Source organism: Actinomadura rubrisoli, assembly GCF_004349215.1.
Lineage (GTDB): Bacteria > Actinomycetota > Actinomycetes > Streptosporangiales > Streptosporangiaceae > Spirillospora > Spirillospora rubrisoli.
In genome coordinates this window covers 75,067-94,425 of record NZ_SMKU01000004.1, presented here as the reverse complement: position 1 = coordinate 94,425, position 19,359 = coordinate 75,067, and the positions used below count along the sequence as shown (strand labels likewise).

The following is a 19,359-nucleotide window of genomic DNA, read 5'->3' as shown; positions in this document are numbered from 1 at the left end:
ACGATGCCGCGCTGCGCTGCGGCGAGGGCGCGGGCGGGCTGATTGTTGTAGATGGCGGTCGAGGCCATGGCGTCGGCGGCCCACGCGCATAGTTCGTCATGGCCGGCCTGGTCGGCGTGTTCGAACGCGTCGACCGCCCACGCTTCGGCCGCGAACGGGTCGCCCAGATCGTGGGCCAACCAGGCGAGCGCCTCCGACAGCCATGCCGCGTAGACGTAGAGTTCGCGGGCCTGCTGGAGGGTGTGAGGCCCCTGGATCAGCTCGGCGACCTGGTGCCGGTAGGTGCGCGCCATGGCGAACAGCTCCCCCGGGGGGCTGCCTATGTAGGCGCGATCGAGTTCGGTCACCACCGCGTCCAAATGGGCGAGGGTTCCGACGCCCAAGGAGGTGGCACCGGCGAGCCGGGTGAACTCCATGGCCTCTTCGGCGGCATGACCAAAGACCCGGTGCATGGCCTCGGGGGTGAGGGCGGCGACACCGAGTTTGAGGGCGTCTCGGCGTTTCGTTGGCTCGGCCTCCGGTTGTGTGGGGGCGCTGTCCTGCTCCGGCGCCATCGCCTCCGCGAACAGCTCTTCTTCGGTCTTCCCCGTAACGCGGGCGTACAAAGGCCGATATATCGGGCCGGGGATGTGGTCGCCGCGCTCCCATTGTTTGATCATGTCCGCGAGGCTCTTCACGCCCGGGAGGCCGTCGGCGCCGGGACCGGCTGCGGAGCGCAGCATGATCGCCCACTTCTCCCGGGACCGGTGGGGGCGGCCGTACCGGTCGCGCGGTTCCTCGCGCAGCTTCCGCAGCCGCGCCCCGATGATCTCGCTGGCCTTGGACATCGCGACGCACCTCTCGCCCGGGGTTTCCAGAGAAGTGCCGCGGCCTCGGGGGGCCTCCTCCTCCACTCCTCATCCTCCCGCTAGAGGTGTGGCGCCTGCCACGGATTCACTGACAGTGACCGAAAGACCACCGTGCATTTCATCAGGAGGCGGGCATGGCAGAGAACTTCGACGGCACCGAGCATCCCCACGCCTATGCGCAGCTCGGTGCCTTGATGAATCAGCTGCAGGGTCGGGGCTTCAAGTCCAAGCTCGGCCGTGACTTCCTCGTGGTCGGTGGGATCGTTGGTGCCATCACGTGTAAGCCGCGGCCCACCGACGCCGATCGGTTGTGGTTTGTGGATGGTTCGGGTGAGCCGATCGCGCAGGCCGATCACATCGTCGATGCCGCGGTGATCATCGCTGCGGGCCTGGACAGGCCGGCGGTCACGCCGTACGGGCCGGTGGACGCCCTGTACGCGGCGGTGCGGCGGCGGGTTCCGCAGGTCAGCGCGCGCTGCGAGTCGGTTCCCCAGACCTCGTGGCTGGAGGGGGCCAAGGCGGCGGGCAACCATCTGCATGTCGCCTACCAGGGTGAGAAGCGCCGGGTCTCTTGGGATGCCGAGGGCGAGAGTTATGTGTGGTCGGCCGGGCCCGATACCGGTGGCCGGTTGTCGGTGGATGTGGAGCAGGCGGCCGAGCGGATCGCGTGGGCGCTCGGCGCGCCGGTCTCCGCCGACCCGACCGCAGAGGGGTAGACGGGCCGATGACGGTGGGTGCGGTAGCCCGTAGCGCGGAGTGAGCGCCGCGCCCACCCGTTCGCGCGGCCGCCGCTCGGCCCTGGACGGGGGCTTTCGGAGCGAAGCCGCGCGACCGGCACGGGCCCCTGGAAGGGAGCCGGGAGCCCGTGCCCGCCGCCCGGTCGGCATACCCCCTGCCGGCCGGGCGGCCCCACAAACGGCGCGGCGGCACCAAGCGACCCCGACGCCGGTGCCGCCGCGCCCAACAGGAGAGGACCGATGGCCACCGACCCGCCCGACGCCGGAGAACACGACGACCTGCAGCGTGCGATCGCCGCCTACCAGTTGCTCATGGACGAGATCGTCCCCGAATCGCAGTACTGGCAAGGCAAACGCGAGGACCCCGACAAGATCCGCTACCTCGGCGACATCATCACCCGCGCCGCCGCACGCGCACGCGAGCGGCGACGGACCGCCCAGCCTCCGTAGAGCGGGGAAAAGCGCTCGCGTGGCACGGCTGTGGTCAAGCGATCGGGTTGTCGTAGGGGTCGGCGGCGAGGCGCCGTTCCGGCCTTGCGGTCGGTGGTTTCCTCGCCGCCGCCCTCCGAACCCGCCGTGCGCCTTTCAACGCAACGGGCTCTCCACAAGTTCATGCCGCATGGGTTGCGTGGCTCCAGGGGGTTGGGATTCGCTGGGCCCGGTACCGGTATCGGCGTACCGTTACGGATGCCGGGTTGAACAGTGTTACTCCTTGGCTGGTGATCTCCCAGCCACCGTTCATGTAGCGGTTACGGATGGTCTTCCACCCCAGGTGTTGGCATCGTTTTCGTATCCATTGGGCTACCCGCTGCCACATGAATGACCTTAGGTAGCTGAACACTTTCTTCGATACCCCGTACTTGAAGTAGTTGCACCATCCCCCCACAAGGCTGTTCAGCCTTCCCAGGAGGATTCTCAGGTTCGGTTGTGCTGTCCGGTGCGTGAGCGCTCTGATCTTCGCCACGATCCGTTGTACGGACGCCCGTGAGGGATAGGTGTAGACATGGCGCTTTTGCGTGCCTCGCTTCCTGTGTCGTTGGATACGAAATCCGAGGAAGTCAAAGCCCTCGTCGAGGTGAACCACACGCGTCTTTTCTTCAGATAGGCGCAGGCCCATCGTGGAAAGAACCTCGGCCACCTGTTGTCGCAATTGCCGCGCGTGCGCCTCAGTCCCAGCGACCATGATGACGAAGTCGTCCGCGTAGCGAACCGGTCGCCATTTGGGCCGCCCGGTTTGGCGCCTATGCGCGCGTTGCGACGGGGTGGCCATCGTGTTGTGCCATACCGTGCACGCGAAATCATCGAGCACCGATAGAGCAATGTTCGCCAGCAGCGGCGAGAGAATCCCACCTTGTGGAGTGCCCGCCCGGCTATGTTCCTCAGAACCGAGTTCGGTGAGGATACCGGCTTTGAGGAACGACTTCACCAGCGCAAGGACGCTCTTGTCTCCGATGCGGGTTCGTACCCGACCCATCAGGGCCGAATGTGAGATCTCATCGAAACATGCCTTGATATCCGCCTCCAGAACCCACTCATAAGAGCGGGATCCAAAGTAGTGGATCTCGGCGATGGCGTCCTGCGCGCGCCGTCTGGGCCGGAAGCCGTACGAGCAGGGCCGAAAGTCCTGCTCGAAGATCGGCTCCAGTACCGACTTCAGCGCGGCCTGCACGATCCGGTCTCGTACGGTCGGGATGCCCAGCCGCCGGTACTTGCCAGATCCCGGCTTGGGGATCATCCGCTCCCGCACAGGGCGGGGACGAAACGTCCCTGCCCTCAACCGTTCCCGGATTCCCGCGAGGAAGACCTCTACACCGACGGTCTGTTCGACGTAACGAGCGCTCATTCCATCCACACCCGCCGAACGTGCGCCGGTATTGTGCCGCACCCGGTCCCATGCCACCCTCAGGAAGGCGGGATCGGCGACAAGGTTGAACAGATCACAGAACCGACGCTGGGGATCTTCGCCCGCCCATCGGTGCAGTTTGGTCTGAATCTTCAGTACCCGTTGCTCAGCCGAGTACAGGCCGGGCCACGGCACACCGGTATTCACCGCTGTCTCTCCTGACATGACAGCACCTTTCTGCGAACTTGCTGCCCGCGCAGGGTAGGCCGCCGGCGAGGTACCTGCTCATTGCAGGCCCTTTTCCGGCGACCCCCCACCGAACGACGCATGCGATTTTCACCGCACGTCGCTCTCCAGTGTCACATTCCTTGAAGTATGCCTCGCGGGGAGTCCATTGTGGATTCCTTTGTGGCAGTCGCGGCAGACGATCAGGCTTTTGCGTCGGCGTGATGCCATCAGCTTGGCCCATTCAGGCTGTTCGGCCTGATTCCCGGTATGAAGGTCTTGCAGACGCCGGACATGGTGCGTTTCGACGTCGGTACGCGCGTGGCAGAGTTCGCATCGTCCGGCTCGCAGCCGGGTGATGAGTTCTGCTGGACGCTTCCTCCAGATGGCCGGGAGGTCGTCTTTGAGGGCCTCCCTTGTGATCCGGCGGTGAGCCAGCGAAACCCCGCCCCAACGGGCGACCAGTGGCCTCTTTCCATCGCCGCGTTCGACCTTCACCTGCAAACCTCGCCGAGGTCCTGCGGGTGTCTGCCAGGTGGCTCGGTAGCGGTTCCAGACCTTGTTGACGCTGATCTTGTTCTTGTGCCCCAGCGTCTTGGTCAGCGACCGCTCCATGATCCATCTGAGTGAGCCGAGACGGTGCCGGTTATAGGCCAGCTGGTAGTACTCTGCGATGCCCCGGAACTCCGCCTGATATCGCGCCACGCTCCGGAAATCGGAGTCGTGAGCGCGGGTCAGGATGGCGGCCGGTTTACCGCGTCGCATGTAGGGCTTGCGTTTGGCCCGCACGACATCCATCGGCATCTTCAACCCGATCTGCCCGTTGATGCAACGGTGACCGTGCCGATCACGTTTGGCGTCGCTGTTGTGGACCACAATCTCATAGCCGAGGAAGCGGGCCGGTTCGGTCCGCCCATGAGTGATCAGGGTTTTGTGCTCGGACAGCTCCAGCTTCATGCGATAGCTCAGGAACCGCCCAATCTTGCCCTTGATATCCTCGGCCTCCCGCCGTGTTCCGGTATAGCCCAGCAGCCAATCATCGCAATAGCGGATGTAGTGCAGCCGCCGGTAGCCGGGATCGTTGGGGTCGCGGGAGGGGAGCTGTTGCAGTTTCCGGCGCATTTGCCGGGTCACCCCGCCTCGCTGTCCCTTCTTCTCCAGCTTCCAGACGGCCTTATGCAGCCGCATGTACGGCAGATATGGCTTACGCCGGTCTCCCCGGTTGTAGACGGGAAGGAGGGTTGTCTCGACATACCTGTCCAACCGGTCCAGGTAGACGTTGGAGAGCAGCGGGCTCAAAATTCCGCCTTGTGGCGCACCACTCAGCGTTTCGTGATACCGCCACTCCTCCAGATATCCCGCCTGGAGCAGCCCGTCGATGAGGCGCAGGAACCTTCCGTCGTGGATCTTCTCGGCCAGGATCGATCTCGTGAGCGAATGGTCCAAAGACCCGAAACAGTCGGTGATGTCGCCTTCGATGAACCACACCGTTCCGCGCCAGTAGCGCTGGACCTCCTCAAGCGCGGTGTGACACCCCCGCCCCGGACGGAACCCGTGGGAGTACTCGGAGAACTGCGGCTCGTAATATGCCTCCAGAAGGGAGCGGATCACTTCTTGCAGTAGCTTGTCCGACCACGTTGGCAGCCCCAGCGGACGTTTCTTCGACGAGTTCTTCTTGTCGATGTAAGTCCGCCGCACCGGGGTCCATCGGTAGCGCTCATATCGCAGCGCTTCGATGATGGCCTGGATCTTCGTCAGGCTCATGCCGTCCACGGTCTCCGCCGTGGCACCGGGCGTCATGGCACCGGCGTTGCGGTAGATCTTCCCGTAAGCACGCAGATATAGCTCCGGATTGAACAGGTGCCGATACAGCCTCTCCAGTGGCAGTCCCTTCTTGCCGCGTTCGTGGATGATCTCCAGCAAGGCTTCGGCTGTCTGCATTACGCGTACCCCGCCTCTCCTGGTTGATCGTGGACACCTGTGCCACTTGGCCCTGTAAGCGGCTTTCCCGCTCTCCCTGGTGGGGCGCTAATCCCACGACTACTACTGGCACTCCGTCACCCTAGGGCTCGCGCCCCTTAGGCGATCCCGAATTCCTCTTGCGCTGGATGTATCGAGCATGACGTAGGCGGCCTGTCCGTTCCCTTGAGTGAGCTCGTTGCCCACCGTCCACCAGTCGGGAGGTTGGGGCGAAGCAAAGGGGATTCGCCTGATAATGGTGGCTCGGCTCCGGGCGTTGTATGTCGGAGGATGCACATTTCCATCCCTGGGAACTTGGCTTCAAACAGTCTGGTCTTCGCCATATCACACTGGCCTTGCGCGGCAGCCCCATAAACGCCTTCACAAGGCTCCACGCTTTCCCGCCATGCTGTTGTCCCCTCGCGCTTTCGCGTCCAGGTAAGGCGGGTGGCCAAGAGGTCTCCTTCCGAACCTCTACTCTCTGCGAGAGTGATCCAACGCCGAATTAGACGGCGCAACTTCGCCATGTGGACGGCTTTCCCGCCCTCGGACTACTACGCGGGCTCCGTCCCACTCGATATCCCGGCAGGCAAGGTGCCCTCCCATTTCCACCTCATTGGATATCCGGTGGCGGGTCCATATCGAGTGGTTCCCACGTTCACCACTAACCGTTTGACGGAGGAGGTGCCCAGCTATGCCCCTACGGCATCGTCACAGGTACGCCGCAGTACCTTCCCCATGACCACCCAGCCGTACACTCCAAATACGGTCGGGTGACGCCTCCGCGGACCAACGCTTCAGCGTTCACCGTGTACCGGCCCTTATCCACCAGGTTTGAGCCGGCGGCTCGATTAAGAGGCGTTAGACCACTGGTTCCTCACGTACACCTTTCCGTCTCGCTAACCGGACCCAGACCATCTGGTAGTTCCGGCCCGTCCCGACATTGTCAAGGCTGCTTGCCGCCCTTCCCCACCTTCCTGGAGTCAGACTGCCTTCAGCTTCACGCAAACTGCTGCGACAGTTCGCGGGTGGATGCTTTCACCTCCACTCGGTTAGTGGCGCCACGTGGCGCTCCGGTGAGTCGAGCCAGATGCGCTGCCCTTCCGGCGTGACCGTGACGCCGTACCGCGTGCAGTCTGGGTGCCCTGCCTTGGCCCACCGCTTCTTGGTCTCCTGCATAACGCGTTGCGAGACACGCTGGTCTCGCACCGGCATGTAGAACCCCGGTCCGATAAAGCGTCCTTCCGCGCTTCCATCATCTCGCACGGTGAGCTTGGCCAGCGGGCAGTCGGGATGAAAAGTGGCCGCCCACGGCGCCAGGACGATGCCTCCAGGAACGGTCTGCTGCACCCAGGCATACGGCAAGGTGTGCACGGACGCGGTCGCCACGATGCGGTCAAAGGGCGCACCCGGCGCATGACCCTTGGTGCCGTCGCCGGTGATCACTTCTACGGGATATCCCGCCCGGTCGAGTGCCTGCCGGGCATGATCGGCCAACGCGCGATCTATGTCCACCGTCGTCACGTTCTCCGCGCCCAGGAGAAAGGCGAGCACGGCCGCGTTGAAGCCGCTTCCCGCGCCGATCTCCAAAATGCGCATACCGGGCCGAAGGTCCAGCGCCTCGATCACTGTGACAATGCCCTCGGGGGCGGTGCTGGACGACGTCGGCCACGCGCCTTTCTCGACGGCCCGACCGTCGTCCATCTGGATCACGATGGAATCCCCGGAGCCCGCCAGTTCGGCCCAGCGTTCTGGTTCCCGATCGCGCCGGACCGGGACTGACCAGCCGTCGTCGCGGTATGTCCAGATCACCTCAGGGATGAACGTCTCCCGAGGTATCGCGTTCACCGCGTCCCTGGCGTTCATCCCACTTGCCCGGTTCCGCTGCATCCCCAGCAGGAACGGGTCTCCTTCTTGCTGTCCACGTCGGTCTCGATCTTGCCGGAGCCGTTGCACACGCTGCACTGCTGCTTCTTGCCGTGCTTGCCCACTATCCTGCCTCTCCGCGCCGTCCTCAGACGCGCAGTCCTGCCTACTGCGCGTCCTCACAAGGTCTGCCGGGCATTTATACCGCTCACGGACGCTTCAGGGGAGTGGTTGTGTGGCTATCAGTCCATCACCGGTGTTTTGAGACTGAACAATCCGGGATTTTTCGGGTGTTTCCCGTGGGCGAGGGTGTCACGGGCGGCGGTAGCCGAGGTGGACGCGTTTACTTCTTCGCTCTGACGGTCGTGGTCGAGACGCTTGTGGCCTTCCAGTACCTTCCTCTGTCGCCTGGCCTTCCTGCGATGAGTTTCACCTTTCCGTAACCGCAGGCCCAGAACCTATCCCTGTCTTTCCTGCCGCCGGACCCTCGCCAGTCGATGATCGTCAGCGCGCACAGCCCGTCGCTGGCGGTGTCGGTTACCCTGCCGGCGGCGCGCGTGAAATACCTCCGCCCGGACTGGACGACACATTGCACGCTCCCGTTGGATCGGGCTCCCCTGATGCTGCCAGTCCAGACCCATGCGCCACATCTGACACGCGGGGAATCATCTGCGAGGGCCGGGCTAGTGGGCGTTGCTACGAGTCCTACGGCACTGAGCAGCACCGCGGACCCAAGTGCTGTGCTGAAGCGCATGCGCAAATCCTTTCGGTGGGCGGCTCGCAGGGCAGTGGCGCTTGGATAGAGATTCGCGCCGGTCTTTCGCCCTAGTGATCATCACGGTAGCAGGCGCGATCAACTACGCAGTTCGATCGACCAGGGCCGCCCCTACCGCGAATTGCGGCGGATGGGGAAAGGTCAGCGGCGGTAGCCGGGGTGGACGCCGGGGGTGAGGTTCTGGTCGGCGGCGATCAGCTCTAGCAGGGTGATGAGTTGGGCTCGCTGGGACGGGTCCAGGGCCGAGGTGATGTCGGCCTCGTGGGCGATCGCGGTCTTCTTGATCTCGTCCATGACGCGGGCCGCCTCGGGGGTCAGGTGCAGCTCGTAGTTGCGGCGGTCGCCGGTGGATCGGCGACGCTCTACCAGGCCTGCGCGGTCCAGGGGGTCGATGAGGGCGGTGACGCGGCTCGGGACGACGCCGAGGTCGGCGGCCAGGGATTGCTGGCTGCGGCCGGGCCGGGCGGCGATCATCCGCAGCAGGCCGACGTCGGCGGGGGACAGGCCGAGGTCGGCGATCCGCGCGGCGAACCGGTTCGCGGCGTGCGCGCCGAGCTGCGCGAGCAGGAAGGCGGCGCCCGTCGGCTGGTTGCGGGATTCGGTCACGGCGAATACTGTACTCCACGCAGAATCATTCATAGTAATGAACTTTTCATGCGAGAGAAGTGATGTGCGATGGACGTCGCCTGGCCGAGATTCCCCGGGTTGGGCGGCAAGGTCGCCCTGGTCACGGGTGGTTCGCGCGGCATCGGTGCGGCGGCCTGCCGGGCCCTGGCCGCCAACGGCGTCAAGGTGGCGGTCACCGGCCGCGACGCGGCGGCGGTCGCGCGCGTCGTCGCGTCGATCACCGATGAGGGCGGACGGGCGTTCGCCGCGCCCGGTGACGTGACCGACCACGACGCGCTCGCCCGCATCCGCGTGAGTGTCGAGGACGAGCTGGGGCCGGTGGAGATCCTCGCCCCGTTCGCCGGCGGGCAGGGCGCGCCCGCGCCGACCGCCGAGCTGGCCCCGGGCCGGTGGCGCGCGGTGCTGGAGTCCGATCTGACCTCGGTGTTCCTCACCGTCCACGAGTTCCTGCCGGGCATGCTCCAGCGCCGCAGCGGGTCGATCATCCTGATGTCGTCGACGGCGGGCCGCCGTCCCGGTGGCGCGAACGCCGCCTACGCCGCCGCCAAGGCCGGTGTCGTCATGTTCGCGCGGCATCTGGCGGCCGAGGTCGGCGGGGACGGGGTGCGCGTCAACTGCCTCGCACCGTCCGCCGTGCTCAACGACAAGCTCGCCTCCCTGCCCGCCGAACGGCTCCAGCAGCTCGCCGCGGTGTTCCCGCTCGGCCGGATCGGCGAGCCCGAGGACGTCGCGCAGGCCGTCCTGTACCTCGCCGCGCCCGCCTCGTCGTGGGTGACCGGCGCGACGTTCGATCTCACCGGCGGGCGGGTGGCCGGATGAACGGCAGGAACGTTCCCGTGCCGGGTGTGCTCGCCGCCGCGTTTCTCGCCTGCTCCGCGACGGCCACCTGGGTGCTGTCGCGTCCCGAGGGCACCGCGGACGACGGGCTCGTGCGGTCCTTCCAGAATCTGGCGCGAGACCCCGCCCGCGTCGCGGCCGGCGAAGCCGAGGGGTCGGAGGAATGCGGTGGGCCCCGGAACATGCCCGTGTCCCGGGGCCCTGGTGGGCCGCCTATTGCGCACGCCAGCGGCGTTTAAGGAGACGGATCAGTTCTTAGTCCGCCGTGTTCTGCCATTGAACTACCGCGGCGCGAAGAGCCGCGGGCCAGATTCGAACTGGCATTTCAGCGAGTGTCGTCCGTCCCCGCTCGATCTGGCGATCAGCGGCGATACTGAGCCTGGAGCGAGAGTCTGAGATTGACGGGCTGCCTCTACCGATTGGGCTACCGGGGCGCGGAATGCCCCGGGGAGGACTCGAACCTCCACTGTCACCGCGATTCAGACTGAGCTTCATCCTCAGCTTCGGGGCCTCGTGGCCCCGCCCCCGCGCTCCAGCGGGGGAGTCTTCAGTGTGTCACGCGAACAGGTAGCCGAACACGGCGTCGCCGACCTTCTTTTCGGCCACCTCGGCGCCGTTGGCCTCCTCCCGCGCGAACTTGACCGCGGCCTGGAGCTTCGCGACGCGCTCGCGCAGCTCGTTGACGCGCCTGGCCGGGAGCGCGCCGGAGAATCCCGTCTTCGTCCAGGTGCCGACGATCACGTCCTCGGTGTAGGTCTCGACCTGCGCCGGGTGCTCGGTCGTGGCCTCGTACAGGACGTGGGCGCGCGGGATCTTCTTGGTGCGGGTCGTCTTGACCGGCTCGGTCCGCCACACGTCGGCGGACTCGTCGAACGTCCACGCCTCCGCCGCGTCCAGGACGGGCAGCTTGTCGACGAACGCGTGCAGGTCGGTGAGCTGCTTCTCCAGGAACAGCAGGTGCGACACGGGCACCTCGGCCAGGATCGTCCGCCCGTCCACGACCACGTCGGCGCGGGCGTCGCAGTTGGCCCAGTCCTTGGTGGCGGTGATGTCGAACAGCCGCGTCAGCGCCCGCGCGGCGTCGGCGAGCGTCTCCTCGGCCTTCACCTGCACGCGGGTCGACTCCGGCGGCAGTGCCTCGCCCTCGTCGTCGAGCGGCTGGTAGGTCCGGGAGATGCCGGACAGCAGCGGCGTCTTCTGGATGCGGTGGTAGATGTCGGTCAGCTCGCGCTGCGCGCGGGACTTCGCGCCCTTCTCGACCGCGATGATCTGATTCAGCTTCGCCATGGCAGCGCCGCCCTTCCCCGTGATGGAACGGACGTAACCGTACTGTCCCGGCGATCACTCCCGCACCGCGTTTTCCACCGCGTCCTCGGCGGGCGGGACGGCGATCAGCGTCTCGTGCAGGGCGCGGACGACGGCCGCGGGCAGGACGCCCCGGCCGATGAGGTCCTCCGGGGAGGCGAAGGCCCCCGCGCCCCGCGCCGTCGCGATGAGCTTGGCCTGGTACGGGTCCACGCCCGGCAGGGCCGCGAGGACGTGTTCGGGCACCGCGTTGATGTCGACCAGGCCCCCGTCGTCGAAGTCCCGCGCCAGGTCGGGCCGCCCGACGCGCAGCTCGCTGGCCATCTTTGGATGCCGGGCGAGCAGCATCCGGGCCTGCTCGCGGCGCGTCCGGCGCTCGATCATGTCGACCACGGCCGGGGGCGTCCGGTGCCCTTCGGCGGGCGGGGCGGACGTCAGCACGGCGATGTGCACGGCGCCGCCGAACATCGCCACGAACCAGGAGAGGAAGGCGGGCGCGTCCAGCCATGTCGTGGTGTTCTCGTCCGTCCCGAGGACGATCGCGAGGAAGACCCCCATGAGCGCGAGGTAGCCGGCCGAAGCGAGCGCGAGGGACGGGCTCCGCCGCCGCGCCGCGAAGTAGGCGATCAGCGCGAACGTGCCCAGGCCGACGCTGGCGACGGGCGCGCAGATCGCGAGGAGCCTCAGCGGCCACGGGCGCGGCGTGGGCGGCACGCCGTACGGCGCCGCCACCGTCCACGGGACGGCCGGGAGCGCGTCGTCGAACGGCCGCTCCCGCATCTGGACGGGCGCCCGAGCCGATGCCGGGACGGGGAGGGGCGCCTGCGCCGGGGTCACCGCCGCCCAGGTCGGGGCGGCCGCCCGGGCCGGGGCGGCCAGGGCGGGGTCGCCGCGCAGGATGCCCACGTGCAGGTTCTGGAGCCGTTCGCCCGGCTCGACCCCGAACTCCTCGGACAGGAAGGCCCGCGTGTCCCGGTAGGCGGCCAGGGCCTCCGCCTGCCGCCCGCACCGGTACAGGGCGAGCATCAGCAGGTGGCGGAGCCCCTCCCGGAGCGGGAACTCCGCGACCAGCCGGTGCAGCTCCGGGACGAGCTCCGCGTGCCGTCCGAGCTCCAGCTCGATCTCTGCGGCCGCCTCGGCGGCGCCTGCCCGCTCGTCGGCGAGCCGCTCGCGGGCCGCGTCGAAGACGGCGCCCTGGATCCCGTCCAGCGCGGGGCCGCGCCACATCGCGAGCGCGGCGCGCAGCCGGGCGGCGGCCTCCTCGGCCGGGCCGCTCGCGCGGGCGGCCAGCGCCTCCCGGACGTGATCGTGGAAGACGCAGGCGTCGAGCCCGTCCGCCGGGACGTGGAGCGCGTACCCGGCGCCGGTCAGGGTGAGGAGCCGGCCCGGCGACCGGGGCGACCGTTCGGGCTCCAGCACCCGGCGCAGCCCGGCGACGTACTTCTGGACGACGTTCGCCCCGTTGTCGGGCGGCTGGTCGGCCCAGACGGCGTCCACGATCGCCGCCGTCGAGACCGCGCGGCCCGCGTTCAGCAGCAGGACGGCGAGCACCGCACGCTGCTTGCCCGGCCCGAGGTCCAGTTCCTGCCCGTCCCGCCAGGCCCGGAGCCGGCCCAGGATCTCGAAGCGCAGCGGGCGGTCGGCCACGGGGCACCCCCTCGACTCCGTGTGCGGCGGCGGGCGCGCGGTCCCCTGGCGGTGCCGCGGCAGCGGTGTCGCAGCCGCCCGGCAGTCCGCGCCCGGCAACCGCAGCATAACGACAGAGAAGCGGCATCGGCCCGCATCAGGCTGCCTTTGCGACTTCTTCTCACAGACCTCTCACAGATAGGGCGATCCGATGCGCATTCCCACCACGGCGACGCTGGCGGTTCCGGCCGCGCTCATGCTCATGTTCGCTGCCGCCTGCGACTCCAAAGAGGACGGTGCGTCCGTGGCGGCCGGCTCGTCCGGGCCGTCCGCGCCGTCCGTCCCGTCCGCCAACGGGGTGGAGCGGCTGGACGCCGCCAAGATCCTCGCCCGCGCCCGCAAGGCGACGCTGGCCGCGCGGTCGGTCCGGCTGCACGGCACGATCCGGGACGACGACGGCAAGGACGTCACGCTGGACTTCCGCTACTCGGGGGGCAAGGCCATGGGCGACCTCACGACGGACGGGCAGCGCGTCAGCCTCGTCCGCATCGGACGGGCCGTCTACTTCAAGGGGGACGACGCGTTCTGGAAGGCGGCCGGCGGGAAGGGCGCCGTCCAGCTGCTGTCCGGCAAGTACCTGAAGACGACGCCGAACGAGAAGGACTTCGCCGAACTCGCGGCGTTCACGATCCCGTCGAAGCTGTTCGCCCAGCTGCTGACGCCCGAGGGCGCCCTGTCCAAGCGCGGGGCGGCGACGGTCGCGGGAGTGCCCGCGACGTCGCTCGCCGACGGCGGGGGAGGCCGCCTCTACGTGGCGACGCGCGGCGAGCCGCACGTGCTGCGCATCGAGTCGAAGGGCGACGGCCGGGTCGACTTCGACGGCTACGGCGCCGCCGTCGCCATCCAGCCCCCGCCCGCCGGCCAGGTGGTCGACGTCGCGGACCTGAATCCCTGACCCGGCCCAACGCCAGGGCCACGGGCGTCAGCCCAGACGATGCAGCGCGTCGATGACCCGCTGGCGCTCCGAAGGCCGCATGAGCTGCAGGAACCGCGCCGCCTCGTCGAGCCGGACGACCAGGATCCGGGCCACCCTCGGGGCGTCCATCCGGTCCAGCACGCCGCCGAGCCGCTCGCGGGGGAGGGCCTGGACGAGGGCGGCGGCGCGGTGCGGGTCCTCGGGAGCCTGGTCGAGCAGGACCGCGGCCCGGCGGGCGCTCATCTCCGCGAGGACGCCCGCCGTGCGCGCCGCGTCCAGGACGCCCAGCATGGCGATGGCGTGGGCCGGTGCCACGCCGTTCAGCAACCGCGCCGCGGCCCTGGGCGGCAGCGCGCGGAAGAGCCGGGCCGTCGGCCGGTCGTCCGGGCGCATCGCGGCGAGGATGGGAGCGGCGCCCTTGGACGGGACCCGGACGAGCAGCCGCGCGGCCCGCTCCGGAGCGAAACGGCGCAGCACGGACACGGCCGTCTCCGGCCGGGTGTGCCCGAGGACCTCCGCGGCGAAGACGGGCCCCAGCGCCATCGCCACCGCCACCGCCTCGTCCGACCCGGGCTCCAGGCGGTCCAGCACCCGGGCCGTCGTCCGGGGCCCCTGCTCCCGGAGCAGCGCCGCGGCCTCCTTCGGGTTGCGCGCGACGATCGCGGCGAACCCGTTCAGCGGGCGCCGGGGCGCCGGGGCCTCCGGCAGGTGCCCCCTGGTGGCCTGCCCCGTCCGCGGGGAGGGAGCGCCCGGGGCGGCGCCGGGTGCGCGGGTGACCGGTCCCGGACGGCCCGGACCGGTGGCCGGTCCCGCCTGGCCGCGCAGGACCCGGCCGAGCATGTCGCGCGCCGTCCTCGCGTCCAGCCGCCGGCCCGGCTCCTTGTCGAGCAGCCGGACGATCACCGGCGCGAGGCGGCCCGCCCGGACCATCGGGTCCGGCTCCTCGTGGAGCAGCGCGTAGATCACCTCCGTGTCCTGCTCGCGGGCGAACGGCAGGCGGTGCTCCAACGCCTGGTAGAGGGTGACCCCGAGCGACCACAGGTCCACCTCGGCCCCCGAACCGCTGCCGAACCGCTCCGGCGCGACGTACCCCAGCGTGCCGACCAGGGCGCTGCGCGTGGTGAGCTGGTGCCCCTCGATCGCGGCGTTGCCGAAGTCGATCAGCCGGACCCGGGGCCCCAGCGGGTCGTCCGGCCCGGTGGCGCGCTGGATCAGGATGTTCGCCGGCTTGACGTCCCGGTGCACCACCTTCACGGCGTGCGCGGCGATGAGCGCGTCCAGCACCGCGATGCCGATCTCGGCGACCCGGGCCTGCGACAGCGTGTCCGGCCTGCGCGCGATCCACTCCGCCAGCGACTTGCCCTCGACGTACTCCATGACGATCAGTGGCGCGTCCGCGTTCTCGATGAGCTCCAGGATCTGGACGATGTTCGGGTGCCGCAGCCGCGAGGCGGCACGCGCCTCGCGCAGCACCCGCTCGGGCGAGATCAGCGGCCGGCCCTCCCGCTCCGTCAGCAGGCCGGCGTGCATCTCCTTCAGCGCGACATTGCGCTCTAGGCTGCTGTCCCAGGCGAGCCAGACGCTGCCCATGCCGCCCTCACCGAGCTTGCGCACCCGCTCGAACCGGCCGTCGCCGGCGTGAACCGCCACTCCGGGAACTCCCACGTTGATCGTCGAAATGGGCCGCTCAATCGTCGAATTCGAGCAGCCGGTCGGTTCCGTCCTCCGCACTGGACCAGGGTTTGGTCCGCGGGCCGATCGTCTCGGACGCCGATTTCCCGGTCCTTTCGGACGAGGTGAATCCGGCGCCGGCGGATCGGGGGACGCGGAAGCCGCCGCTTTCTCCCCCGAAGCCCGCGTCCGGGGAGACTTCGTCGAAGTCCGGGTCCCCGTCGCCATGGCCGTACACGTGGGTGTCGGGCATATTCAGCAATTGCTCGGCGTCCCAGCGGTGGGGGCTGCCGTGCTCATCGGGATGGTCGGCGGACCACTCCGGTCCCGGATCACCGCCCGGCGGCTGGAGGCCGGCGGCCCCGGGCGGCGCGCCATTGCCCTCCGGTTCCGCCGGGATCCCCCAGAGCTCGCGAATGGCGTCGTCGACTTTGACCTCCTTGGCGCCGGACGAGGTGCGGATCACCAACTCGGCGCGGACGAGGTCCTCGCTCTCCTGCATCTCCAGGACCTTGTCGTAGGCGCTCTTGGGCGCGAACAGCATCAGCAGCTTGACCAGGACGGGCAGGATCTCGATCACGGTGAACACCAGGATCAGCGCGCGGTGGGCCGTCCGCATCGAGGGGTCCTGGTCCGAGAGCTGGTCGAGCGCCCTGATCTTCATGAGCAGGCCGTTGGAGGTCCGCTGCTTCGCCGTGAAGGACTTCTGCAGCGCGTCCTGCCGCGCGACCTGCTCGTCCAGCCTGCTCTGCACCCCCGGCAGCGCCGCCTTGGCGTCGGCGACGCGCCGGGCGCGGCTCTGGTCGTCGTTCGCGCTGAGGCGCCGCTTGCGGTCCTCGATCTGGCCGGTGATCGCGCTGACCTGCTTCTGGGAGGCGTCGTACGCCTTCTGCGCCGCGTCCGAGAGCGGACCGCGTCCCTTCGGCTTGCAGGGCCCGTAGAGCTGGCACTGCAGCTTCTTGTAGGCGGCCTCGCTGTCGGCCTGGGCCTGCTTGAGCGAGGACTGCAGCCCCATGATCACCGGGTCCTCCGCGGGGTTGCGGGGCGCGTCCCCACCGGTCGAGACGATCTTGTTCAGCCCGTCGCGCTGCGCGGTCTGGTCGGCGATCGCCTTGCCCAGGGGCCCTTCCTTCTGCCCCTTCTGGAATTCGTCGGCGTCCGTCTGGTGGATCCTGGTGATCTCCGCCCCGATCTCGGGCCCGAAGATGCGCAGGACGATCGGCGTGGAGATCACCACGCCGAACAGCACCGCCAGCGCCAGCCGGGGCACGGCGGTCAGCAGGTTCTGCCAGCGCGAACCGCGGTGGATGGAGCTGACCAGCCAGCGGTCCAGCATCGTGATCCCGAGCGCCCAGGCCAGCCCGAAGGCCACGGCCAGCGGCGCCGCCACCTGTACCGCGCTCTGCAGCGCGAACGCCATGGCCACCCCGGCGATCGAGCCGGTGATGAGGATGGCGCTGCCGACGCCGACGTACTTCGGCTTGTCGCCCGGGCTCAATTCGAGCGCTTCCTCGCGGGCGCTGGAAAGCCATACTAGAACGTTCTTCATATAGCTCCCCCTTGATTCCGCCACCGGGCGGGCGTTGGCTCGTTGATCTTTTGTGATCCCCCCGGCGCCGCCGGCCCCTGGCAGAGGGTACGGGCCGCCGCGGCTCCGTTAAAGGTAGATTTGCACATTAGGGCGATCAATCGCTTGGATCGACAGAACCAGCTGTACCTCATAGAATCTGGCGGATCCAACTCGGGGCGGAAGAGTATCAATGACCGCTTCCGGACAAAGGCCGGTCTAATCTCCTTTGGCGTACAGCGCCCAGGCTGTGCTTACCATCCCTTGGGGGGACCCGTCGTCGCGGAGGCTGTCGGGTGAAGGGGATTCGATCAACGGGAAGTAACGAGATTCGCGGGGGCGCGCGAGCCTGTATGAAAAGATCATTTATTGTCGTCCCGGTCGGGGCCGGGCGAACGCCGTGCGACGTGAGGAATCATCTTCATGCCGGGCGATGAGCGAAATCCTGTGAATTGTCCGGTTTGTTTTGCGTCCAGCGGCACAGGCGAACCGTGCACCTGCGGATGGCGGCCTTCACCGTCCGGGACGCCCATGACGAAGCCCGGCCCCGCGCCGATGCCGGACGGCGGGCCCGTTCCGGGGGACGGACCACTACCGGACGGCGGCACCGTGCCGGAGGAGGGACCGGTGCCGGATGGCGGGACCCTGCCGGATGGCGGGGCCGTGCCGGACGGCAGACCGATGCCGGACTGGGGGACCCTGCCGGATGGCGGGGCCGTGCCGGACGGCAGACCGATGCCGGACTGGGGGACCCTGCCGGATGGTGGGACTGTGCCGGAGGACGGGCCGGTGCCGGATGGTGGGCCGGTGCCGGGCGAGGGGGAGCGGCTGCTGGTCGCGCAGCGCATGTTCGACGCCGTCGCCGCCGCCCGGGTCTCGCCGTCCGACGGCCGCGACCTGCCCTATATTCGGGGCGGCCGGCCCAGTGAGGCGGAGTGGGCGCTGGCGCTGCGCCGTGCCGAGGCCGACAGCGAGCCGGCCGACCGGTTCCGCGGCCGCATCCAGCAGGTCGTCACCGAGCTGTCCGACCGGGGCCGGCTGGCGATCATCGAGGCGGGCGAGCCGGGGATCGCCGTCACCGTCGTCGACGTGGACGAGTTCGGCCTGCCCCGCCGGCGCCCGCGACCCGCCGTGCCCTGGAGCGCCCTGGTGCCGATGCTCGCCACCGGCTCTCCCGAGGAGTTGAGGTTCCGGCTGGCGGGCGGCCTCGGCGGCGTCGACCAGGACCTGCTCTGGGCCGAGCTCCGCCGGAACCTGGCGGAACACGTCCCACTGCCGGAGGACTACCGGCTCGAACTCGTCTGCACCGCGCCGGGCTGGCCCGTGCCGGAACGGGCCTTGTCCCACCTCGCCGACCCGGTGGCCGGCGACCCGCTGTCCGCAGCGGAGGGGCGGCCGGCACCGGATCCGCAAAAACCGCGGCGGCCCCCGTCCCGGCTCACAGGAGTCGACGTCACCGTCGCGGTCGCCGACGCGGTGGCGGCCCTTCCGCTCCGCGCCACCCTGGAACTGGTGGTCGTCGAGGTGGAGGCCGGTTCCGGCAAGGTCCTGCCGACCGGCGCGCGGCTGTTCGCCGCGGGCGACGGGGTCGGCACCGAGCGCGGCCTCAGCCTGCGGTGCGTCCATCCGCACGAGGACGGGACCGTCCTCGCCGTCATGACCTGGCGGGACGACGGGCCCCGGGTCCTGTCCACCGGCGTCGTGCGGCTCCCCGCCGGCCGCCACCGGCTCCGCGCCGTCCTGGCCGGGGCGGGGCAGGTCAAGTTCGTGGAGCCCGACGGGGTCGCTCCCGAACGCCGGTCCTGGTCGGAGCTGATGGCGACGCTGCCCGAACAGCTCGTCCCCGAGGTCACCGAACTCGACGTCGTCTGCGTGATCGACCTGTGCGCCGGAGGGTTCGAATCCCGCCGCAGGCTGGCGAGCGAGTTCGTCAAGCTGGTGAAGCGCCGGTTCACCGGCCCCGAGCAGCTCCGCGTCGCGGTCGTCGCCTACGGCCGCCACGACTTCCGGCTGGAGAAGGAGCATGCCGGCGTTCTGAGGGGCGCCTGGCTCGCGCCCGCCGCCACGGCGCTGGACACGCTCGCCGGACTCCGTCCCGTCCGTCCCGACCGGGTGCCCGGTGCCCCGCTTGAGGACGCCCTGCACCAGGTGGCCCAGCGCGTGGCGAGGATCCCGGCCAGGCGGAGGGTGGTGACGCTGTTCTTCGGCGACCGTCCGCCGCACCCCCCGCGGGACGACCCGGACGGCCTGCTCCCCTGCCCGTGGGGACATGACTGGCGGAGGATGCTGGGGCGAATCGAACGGCATCCGGGCCTGACGAGCGCCGCCGTCCTCGACTCCTCCGAGCATCTCGGTCCCGCGTGGCACCGGCTCGGCCGGACGGCCCTGCTGCCCTTGGCCCAGGCGGACGCATGGCAGCTCGCCGCCGCCACGCACGTCATCGTCCCCGAATCCGGCCGGCTCGTCTTCCCCATGCTGGACCCCGAGAACTGAGGTG

The 19,359-nt window shown here is 69.1% G+C and carries 14 protein-coding genes and 1 tRNA gene; 5 read left to right on the top strand and 10 right to left on the bottom strand.

Features of this window, described 5'->3' with window-relative positions; genetic code table 11:
• Positions 1–827: NsdA family TPR-like regulatory protein (locus tag E1298_RS02415; protein ID WP_481726127.1), on the bottom strand; the 827-nt coding region annotated here is incomplete at its 3' end.
• A gap of 155 nt (positions 828–982) precedes the next feature.
• On the opposite strand from E1298_RS02415, the gene E1298_RS02410 reads away from it, so the two are divergent.
• Entirely contained in the window at positions 983–1,564 is a 582-nt protein-coding gene (locus E1298_RS02410; protein WP_131889073.1) for a hypothetical protein, read from the top strand.
• 261 nt (positions 1,565–1,825) lie between these two features.
• Positions 1,826–2,035 (top strand): hypothetical protein, encoded by a 210-nt coding sequence (locus tag E1298_RS02405; protein ID WP_131889072.1) that lies wholly within the window; start codon positions 1,826–1,828, stop codon positions 2,033–2,035.
• Positions 2,036–2,195: 160 nt separating this feature from the next.
• On the opposite strand, the gene ltrA is transcribed toward E1298_RS02405, so the two are convergent.
• From ltrA to E1298_RS02385, 4 genes are all read right to left on the bottom strand, one after another.
• Positions 2,196–3,635: a group II intron reverse transcriptase/maturase gene (gene ltrA / locus E1298_RS02400; RefSeq protein WP_207944386.1), complete on the bottom strand. Its 1,440-nt coding sequence runs from the start codon at positions 3,633–3,635 to the stop codon at positions 2,196–2,198.
• A gap of 129 nt (positions 3,636–3,764) precedes the next feature.
• Positions 3,765–5,594, bottom strand: coding sequence for a reverse transcriptase/maturase family protein (locus E1298_RS02395; RefSeq protein WP_131889070.1), 1,830 nt, complete (start codon positions 5,592–5,594; stop codon positions 3,765–3,767).
• A 1,056-nt stretch (positions 5,595–6,650) separates the two neighbouring features.
• A complete protein-coding gene (locus E1298_RS02390; RefSeq protein ID WP_131889069.1) occupies positions 6,651–7,478 on the bottom strand; it encodes a methyltransferase domain-containing protein in 828 nt (275 codons plus the stop codon).
• Between the two features lie 916 nt (positions 7,479–8,394).
• The gene (locus E1298_RS02385) at positions 8,395–8,859 is read right to left on the bottom strand and encodes a MarR family winged helix-turn-helix transcriptional regulator (protein ID WP_243725343.1); all 465 of its coding nucleotides are present in this window, start codon (positions 8,857–8,859) and stop codon (positions 8,395–8,397) included.
• Between the two features lie 69 nt (positions 8,860–8,928).
• On the opposite strand from E1298_RS02385, the gene E1298_RS02380 reads away from it, so the two are divergent.
• Entirely contained in the window at positions 8,929–9,699 is a 771-nt protein-coding gene (locus E1298_RS02380) for an SDR family NAD(P)-dependent oxidoreductase (protein WP_131889067.1), read from the top strand.
• Positions 9,700–10,157: 458 nt separating this feature from the next.
• Here the strand turns inward: E1298_RS02380 and E1298_RS47685 are convergent.
• The 3 genes from E1298_RS47685 to E1298_RS02370 form a co-directional block, all read right to left on the bottom strand.
• Positions 10,158–10,227 (bottom strand) — tRNA-Gln (locus E1298_RS47685).
• 45 nt (positions 10,228–10,272) lie between these two features.
• Entirely contained in the window at positions 10,273–11,004 is a 732-nt protein-coding gene (locus E1298_RS02375; RefSeq protein ID WP_131889066.1) for a DUF7873 family protein, read from the bottom strand.
• A gap of 54 nt (positions 11,005–11,058) precedes the next feature.
• Positions 11,059–12,669, bottom strand: coding sequence for an AfsR/SARP family transcriptional regulator (locus E1298_RS02370; protein ID WP_165975264.1), 1,611 nt, complete (start codon positions 12,667–12,669; stop codon positions 11,059–11,061).
• Between the two features lie 190 nt (positions 12,670–12,859).
• Here E1298_RS02370 and E1298_RS02365 point away from each other — a divergent pair, with 190 nt between their 5' ends.
• On the top strand, positions 12,860–13,603 hold the full coding sequence (locus E1298_RS02365; RefSeq protein WP_131889064.1) for a hypothetical protein: 744 nt from the start codon (positions 12,860–12,862) through the stop codon (positions 13,601–13,603).
• A 27-nt stretch (positions 13,604–13,630) separates the two neighbouring features.
• Here E1298_RS02365 and E1298_RS02360 read toward each other — a convergent pair whose 3' ends face one another.
• Positions 13,631–15,274, bottom strand: a complete 1,644-nt coding sequence (locus E1298_RS02360) for a serine/threonine-protein kinase (protein ID WP_131889063.1) — start codon at positions 15,272–15,274, stop codon at positions 13,631–13,633.
• 37 nt (positions 15,275–15,311) lie between these two features.
• Positions 15,312–16,844, bottom strand: a complete 1,533-nt coding sequence (locus tag E1298_RS02355; protein WP_131889062.1) for a DUF4407 domain-containing protein — start codon at positions 16,842–16,844, stop codon at positions 15,312–15,314.
• 807 nt (positions 16,845–17,651) lie between these two features.
• Here E1298_RS02355 and E1298_RS02350 point away from each other — a divergent pair.
• Positions 17,652–19,355: a hypothetical protein gene (locus tag E1298_RS02350; protein WP_131889061.1), complete on the top strand. Its 1,704-nt coding sequence runs from the start codon at positions 17,652–17,654 to the stop codon at positions 19,353–19,355.
• Positions 19,356–19,359 lie beyond the last annotated feature (4 nt).

Bases quoted from the DNA above. Each gene is read 5' to 3' on its own strand.
- E1298_RS02410 (WP_131889073.1), top strand. From the start codon at position 983: ATGGCAGAGAACTTCGACGGCACCGAGCATCCCCACGCCTATGCGCAG.
- E1298_RS02395 (WP_131889070.1), bottom strand. From the start codon at position 5,594: ATGCAGACAGCCGAAGCCTTGCTGGAGATCATCCACGAACGCGGCAAG.
- E1298_RS02390 (WP_131889069.1), bottom strand. From the start codon at position 7,478: ATGAACGCCAGGGACGCGGTGAACGCGATACCTCGGGAGACGTTCATC.
- E1298_RS02405 (WP_131889072.1), top strand. From the start codon at position 1,826: ATGGCCACCGACCCGCCCGACGCCGGAGAACACGACGACCTGCAGCGT.
- E1298_RS02375 (WP_131889066.1), bottom strand. From the start codon at position 11,004: ATGGCGAAGCTGAATCAGATCATCGCGGTCGAGAAGGGCGCGAAGTCC.
- E1298_RS02365 (WP_131889064.1), top strand. From the start codon at position 12,860: ATGCGCATTCCCACCACGGCGACGCTGGCGGTTCCGGCCGCGCTCATG.
- E1298_RS02355 (WP_131889062.1), bottom strand. From the start codon at position 16,844: ATGAAGAACGTTCTAGTATGGCTTTCCAGCGCCCGCGAGGAAGCGCTC.
- E1298_RS02380 (WP_131889067.1), top strand. From the start codon at position 8,929: ATGGACGTCGCCTGGCCGAGATTCCCCGGGTTGGGCGGCAAGGTCGCC.